Source organism: Mesorhizobium sp. M4B.F.Ca.ET.017.02.2.1, assembly GCF_003998955.1.
Lineage (GTDB): Bacteria > Pseudomonadota > Alphaproteobacteria > Rhizobiales > Rhizobiaceae > Mesorhizobium > Mesorhizobium abyssinicae.
The window spans coordinates 1-5,264 of sequence record NZ_RZOF01000403.1 but is presented as its reverse complement, the minus strand read 5'-3'; the positions used below and the strand labels follow the sequence as shown (position 1 = coordinate 5,264).

At 65.2% G+C, this 5,264-nt stretch carries 5 protein-coding genes; 1 reads left to right on the top strand and 4 read right to left on the bottom strand.

All coding sequences use genetic code 11. The features are described from left to right. From EN738_RS30440 to EN738_RS30425, 4 genes are all read right to left on the bottom strand, one after another. Nucleotides 1–257 (bottom strand): GGDEF domain-containing protein (locus tag EN738_RS30440; protein WP_145966975.1); only part of this gene is annotated, 257 nt, incomplete at its 3' end. A gap of 100 nt (nt 258–357) precedes the next feature. Then, nucleotides 358–2,169, bottom strand: a complete 1,812-nt coding sequence (locus EN738_RS30435; RefSeq protein WP_245494816.1) for a GtrA family protein — start codon at nt 2,167–2,169, stop codon at nt 358–360. Between the two features lie 195 nt (nt 2,170–2,364). Next, on the bottom strand, nt 2,365–2,763 hold the full coding sequence (locus EN738_RS30430; RefSeq protein ID WP_127286851.1) for a GtrA family protein: 399 nt from the start codon (nt 2,761–2,763) through the stop codon (nt 2,365–2,367). Beyond that, nucleotides 2,760–3,995, bottom strand: a complete 1,236-nt coding sequence (locus tag EN738_RS30425) for a glycosyltransferase family 2 protein (RefSeq protein ID WP_127286850.1) — start codon at nt 3,993–3,995, stop codon at nt 2,760–2,762. Before EN738_RS30425 ends, EN738_RS30430 begins: the two co-directional genes overlap by 4 nt. Before the next feature lie 272 nt (nt 3,996–4,267). Here EN738_RS30425 and gshB point away from each other — a divergent pair, with 272 nt between their 5' ends. After that, nucleotides 4,268–5,218: a glutathione synthase gene (gene gshB, locus EN738_RS30420; RefSeq protein WP_127286849.1), complete on the top strand. Its 951-nt coding sequence runs from the start codon at nt 4,268–4,270 to the stop codon at nt 5,216–5,218. Nucleotides 5,219–5,264 lie beyond the last annotated feature (46 nt).

The following is a 5,264-nucleotide window of genomic DNA, read 5'->3' as shown; positions in this document are numbered from 1 at the left end:
GAGGCGCGCAGCCGCATCGCCACCTGGATCAGGATATCGTCGCCGGCCTTGTGGCCGAACAGGTCGTTGATCGGCTTGAAGCCGTCGAGGTCGAGGATGCCGACGGTGAAGGGCGCCGGGTCCTCGGAACGGTCGCTGATAAGGCGGTCGACCTTGTCGAAGAAGCGGCGATGATTGCCAAGCCCGGTCAGCGGATCTGTGAAGGCCAGATCCGTGTTTTCCCTGCCTGCCTGCCCGGTGGCAAACGTCGTTTGCATCGGTGTTCCTGTTGCACGTCGGAATTTGCGGTGAGACTGGCAGGAAACCCTTTAGGAAACGTATCGAGAAATCGATTTTCTCATGCGCCGAAACGGCGGTTCAACCGCCTTCGCGCACGCGGTAGAGCTCGATCGGAGCGCCCCGGCTTTCGGCCACCGGCTCCAGCCATTCCGGCACCTGGCCTTCGATCAGACCGGCCAGAAAGCCCTTCGGCGCCTTTTCGGCGAGAAGCTGGCTTTCGACGCTGCCGCGGCAGACAGCGACCAGGCCGACATGATGGCTTTCGACGATCGCCCGCGCATCGGCGTCCGACCCCAGGAAAGCATCGAGCGCCAGAAGGTTTCCGGCGATGTTGCGATGGTAGGGTCCGGAAAACACGCGATGTCCGGTATAGGCCAGGATCGGCGAGCCGAGATTGGAGATCGCCAGCACCGTGGTGCCGGACTGCCCGGCGAGGGGCGCGAAGGAAGCCTTGCTCTCGCAGTTCCTGTCGACGCCGGCGTCATCGGCCTTGACCGGCTCGAAGGCCGACGACATGGCGGTGGCGGTGCCGGCCCAGAGCGCGTTCACCGACAGCAGCCAGGCCGCGACCATGCGCAGCGAGACGCTTCGCGAAGGGCTGACCTCGACCCGCCGACGCCATCTGGCGATCCATGCCGAGAGCGGGATCACGGCAAAGCCGATCGAGAAGGTCGAGCCGCGTATCTCCCACGCGCTGACCAGGAAGGCGACGATGAGCAGGGCGCCGACGAGGCTGTCCTGCCGGCGCCGGCCGCCATGCGCGAGGCGCAACGCCATCACCACGATGGCCAGCAACGGCGTGGCATAGCGGGCAGCCACGCTGGCCGGCTTGTGAACGAGCAGCGTGAACAGCGACTGGGCTTCGTCGATGTGATCGAGCCACAGTTCCTTGAGGCGTGGATCGAGGCCGGCATAGGGTTCGGCGAGACATTGCGGGAAGGCCACCACGACGACCGCGGCAAGTGTTGCGGTGAGCAGGCCGATCGCCAGCAGCCGGCGGTGCCAGCGACTGGCGACGGCATCGATCGAGGCGGATGCCGCCAGACCGATGCCTGCAATGGCGGCGACAACGAATTGCGCGATCGAAAAGGCGTCGCATTGGGCCTGACCCCAGGCGGACATCGGGACGGTCGTCACGAAGACCAACGCCGACACTCCGGCGAAGCCGAAACCGAAATTCCTGGCGATCTGCCTTTCCCGCACGCCGTCGACCAGAAACAGGACAGCGACCAGGGCGCCGATGGTGCCGGCATAGGGCGCGCTTTCCATGCCGATGGCCAGCGTCAGCGCCGCGCAGACGCCGGCAGGCAAGGCCATCCAGTTGCGCGCGGGCGCATCGAGCAGCAGGCTGAGGCTTGCCATGGTCAGCATCACCTGGACATTGTGATGATCGAGCGAACCCGGCGAATAGATGCCGATGAAGTGGTAGGCGGCGGCGCCGACAACCACGGCCGGGAGCACCGCGCTGGCGCCTCCGACACTGCGTGCGGCGCGCACCGTGAAGAACAGCGTCAGCCAGAAGAGCAGGGCCGGCCAAGCCACCTGCACGACCTGCTCGGCAAGCGGCCTGCTGCCGGTCAGGGCCGACATGACAAGGATGCCGAGGGCCAGCGGCGCGTCGAGCAGCCGCGACCAGTGCATGACGAAACCGCCTTCCGGCCCCATCCTGTACTGGTGCATGTCGAACCAGCCCTGGCCACCCAGCAGGTCGCGGACCTGGACCAGCTGCAGCAGGCTGTCATTGTCGCCGCCGGCGTTGGCCAATTCCGGGAAACCAGCATGGGCGTTGACCAAAAGCACCACCAGCGTGGCGAGCAACGCCGCCACAAGATCCATGCGCCAGGAACGGGCGGTTTCCCCGGCAGGAATCGCGGCATGGGCAGCGGGCATGGATCGACTTTCGGGCGAGTGGTCGGCGCGCCGCAGGCTAGCGCCGCACGCTTCACAAAGCGTAAAGCCCGCGCGCAAATGCGCTAGAGCCGGATGATTTCAGGTCGTCGTCCTGAAATCTGAATCCGACTCTAAATCAAAGAGATAGAGCATGATGTCGCCCGAAAACCGCTTCACACTTTTCGGCATCATGCTCTAGCCGCGTGCCGGAAACACCCAGAGCGACGACGCGACATAGCTCAGCGCGCTTGTCGCGACCGTGGTCAGCGCCGACATGGCAGGCGGCGACAGGCCGAAGCGCGCAACCGCCACATGCGAGACAAGGCCCGAAAAGACGGCGCATCCCAGCTGCAGCGCGAGATAGCGCGGCAACGCCGTGGCGTGATCGTGCTCGCCGCCGAAGGTCCAGCCGCGCTGCGCTGAATAGGCGACGACGAAGGCGATCGCGTAGGCGGCGGCACTGCCGACGAACGGCGAAAGCCCGAGCGAAACCAGCAGCCACGACAGCACGAACAGCAGCAGGGCCGCGCCGACGCCGACCACCAGGAAGCGGAACAGGCGCGACTGGACGAAGCCCGGCAGCGCGTCGATCATTGGTTCTCGCCTGCCGGCAGTTCGCTGGACGGGCCGTTTCGCAGCCGCTTGACCGGAATTTCCAGGACGCCGAGCAGGAATGCCGAGAAGAAGGCCTGGAACGAAATGACGACCAGGCTGAGGCCGAGGACGACGATGCGCGGGATTTCGGAATCGTCCAGCGGGCCGAAGCCGAGATGCGCCCAGCGCAGCACGGCGTAGGCGCAAAACGCGAAACCGCCGGCAAAGCAAATGCCGGCATTGGCGGCGAGACGGTCGGTGCTGATGGTCCTGGTCAGCCAGTCGGACCTGCGGCTGCGCGGCAGGATACCGGTGACCTCGGCATAGTAGCGCGAGATGACGCCGAAGGTGATGAGCTGCACGCCGGTGACGATCATGAAGCAGGCGGCGACGAAGGTGTTGAGGTCGAGCGACAGATTGTTGATCACCCTGAGCGGCCCGAACACCAAAAGGGCAGCGAACAGCGTGCCCAGCCCGCCCAGCACCATGCCCGGAATGAAGAACATCCAGCGCGGATTGTAGACCAGCAGGAATTTCAGGTGCCGCCAGCCGTCGCGCCAGGTCCTGAGATGCGGCGGCCGGCTGCGGCCGTCGGGCTTGAGCGTGGTCGGCACCTCCTCGATGCGCAGGCCGGCAAGCGCGCCGCGCACCACCATCTCGCTGGCGAATTCCATGCCGGTGGTCTGCAGATCGAGCTTCCTGATGCTCTCGGCATTGAAGCCGCGCAGGCCGCAGTGGAAATCGCCGGTCTTGATCCGGAAGAACAGGCGGCCGATGAAGCTCAGCACCGGATTGCCGAGATAGCGGTGCAGCGGCGGCATGGCGCCGGTTTCGATGCCACCCCGGAAGCGATTGCCCATGACCAGGTCGGCGCCGTCGCGCAGGCGTGCCACGAACGCGTCCAGGGCGCTGAAATCATAGCTGTCGTCGGCATCGCCCATGATGACGAAGCGGCCCCTGGCGGCGGCGATGCCGCCGAGCAGCGCGGCGCCATAGCCCTTCTGCGGCACCGGCACGACGCGGGCGCCGATCGCCGTCGCGATCTCCTGGGAGCCGTCGGTGCTGCCGTTGTCGGCAATCAGCACCTCGCCCGCTATGCCGGCCTTGTCGAGGAAGGCCTTTGCCTTGCCGATGCAGACGGCAAGCGTCTCGGCCTCGTTGAGGCACGGCATCAGGATGGTCAGCTCGAGCTGCTTGGTCTGGGCGGCACGGATGGTTGTGACGGCGTTCATGGTTCTTGTTCCATCAAGGACCGGTCCGGCGTCGGCAGGGCCGGGCTCATTCGAACCACCCTTGCATGGCAAGGCTTAAGAAAACGATGACGCGGGTTCTCGCCTTGTCTGCAATCGCCCGGCCGGTTCGCGTCTGGCTGATGCGATCTTCAAAATGTCGCGATTGGCAGAGCCCGCCGATTTCCTTATATCGGCGACATAGTTTCAAAGTGCTGGAGCGCACTTTGCCCGTCCAAACGGACACACGTCGCTCCAATGTGCCGGAGACCCCTATGCCGCTGAACATCGCCGTCCAGATGGACCATGTCTCCACCGTGTCGATCGCCGGCGACACCTCGTTCGCGCTGTCGCTGGAGGCTCAGCGGCGCGGCCACAAGCTTTTCCACTACACGCCCGACCGGCTGTCGATGCGCGATGGCAAGGTGTTCGCGCGCATCGAGGAGATGCAGGTGCGCGACGAGAAGGGCAGTCACTACTCGCTCGGCGAGAAGGTGCGCACCGACCTGTCGGAGATGGACGTCGTGCTTTTGCGGCAGGACCCGCCTTTCGACATGAACTACATCACCACCACGCACATCCTCGAGCGCATCCACCCTGGGACGTTGGTGGTCAACGACCCGGCCTGGGTGCGCAACAGCCCGGAAAAGATCTTCGTCACCGAATTTCCCGACCTGATGCCTGAGACGCTGATCACCAAGGATCCGCAGGAGGTCGCGGCCTTCCGCAAGGAGTTCGGCGACATCATCGTCAAGCCGCTCTACGGCAATGGCGGCGCCGGCATCTTCCATCTGCACGAGGCCGACCGCAACCTTGCCTCGCTGCTCGAAATGTTCGGCCAGATGTTCCGCGAGCCCTATATCGTGCAGCGCTACCTGAAGGACGTGCGCAAGGGCGACAAGCGCATCATCCTCATCGACGGCGAGCCGGTCGGCGCCATCAACCGCGTGCCGGCAGAGCACGATTCCCGCTCCAACATGCATGTCGGCGGCCGCGCCGAGAAGACCGAGCTGACGGAGCGCGAGCGCGAGATCTGCGCCCGCATCGGTCCGTCACTGAAGGAGCGCGGCTTCATCCTAGTCGGCATCGACGTCATCGGCGACTACATGACCGAGATCAACGTGACCTCGCCGACCGGCGTGCGCGAGGTGCAGCGTTTCGGCGGCGCCGACATCGCCAGCCTGTTCTGGGACTGCGTCGAGGACAAAAGGCGATCCCGCGGCTAGACCACGAAGAAGTCGTCCGCAGTGAGCCAGGTGCCCGGGTCCACGG

Excerpts from the sequence above, each read along its gene's own strand:
- EN738_RS30425 (WP_127286850.1), bottom strand. The coding sequence starts at position 3,995 with ATGAACGCCGTCACAACCATCCGTGCCGCCCAGACCAAGCAGCTCGAG.
- EN738_RS30430 (WP_127286851.1), bottom strand. The coding sequence starts at position 2,763 with ATGATCGACGCGCTGCCGGGCTTCGTCCAGTCGCGCCTGTTCCGCTTC.
- gshB (WP_127286849.1), top strand. The coding sequence starts at position 4,268 with ATGCCGCTGAACATCGCCGTCCAGATGGACCATGTCTCCACCGTGTCG.
- EN738_RS30435 (WP_245494816.1), bottom strand. The coding sequence starts at position 2,169 with ATGCCCGCTGCCCATGCCGCGATTCCTGCCGGGGAAACCGCCCGTTCC.